The following is a 632-nucleotide window of genomic DNA, read 5'->3' as shown; positions in this document are numbered from 1 at the left end:
TTCGAACCCCTGTTACCGCCGTGAAAGGGCGGTGTCCTAGGCCTCTAGACGAATGGGACACATTTGATACGTTATACTCTGTATCGAGTGAATACTCACTAATGTCTGTAGGCTAAACATTGGTGCTATCGAATCGTTAACTTTACAGTCAACCACTCAAGAAAGTGGTATCCCATAGGGGATTCGAACCCCTGTTACCGCCGTGAAAGGGCGGTGTCCTAGGCCTCTAGACGAATGGGACACATTTGACACGTTATACTCTGTATCGAGTGAATACTCATTGGTGTCTGTAGGCTAAACACCAGTGCTAATTACCTATAATGAAGCACAAAACCCTAAGGATTCGAACCCCTGTTACCGCCGACTCTTTATAAACCAAAGTGGGCGATGTCCTAAGCGCTATTTCTAGACGAATGGGACACATTTGATACGTTATACTCTGTATCGAGTGAATACTCACTAATGTCTGTAGGCTAAACATTGGTGCTTTTAGACTGTTAAACGCTTTTTCTAAAACAATAGTTTCGAATTATGTTCAACCATCTTAAATATGGTATCCCATAGGGGATTCGAACCCCTGTTACCGCCGTGAAAGGGCGGTGTCCTAGGCCTCTAGACGAATGGGACACATT

At 44.5% G+C, this 632-nt stretch carries 2 tRNA genes; both read right to left on the bottom strand.

Annotated features, from left to right (window positions below):
* Positions 1–165: 165 nt before the first annotated feature.
* Positions 166–241 (bottom strand) — tRNA-Glu (locus AC19MX_RS21110).
* Between the two features lie 310 nt (positions 242–551).
* A tRNA-Glu gene (locus AC19MX_RS21105) sits at positions 552–627 on the bottom strand.
* Between the last annotated feature and the right edge of the window lie 5 nt (positions 628–632).

The sequence above is a fragment of the Shewanella sp. MF05956 genome (assembly GCF_059758055.1).
The sequence above is the reverse complement of the archived record's forward strand: the minus strand, read 5'-3'. Positions and strand labels throughout refer to the sequence as shown.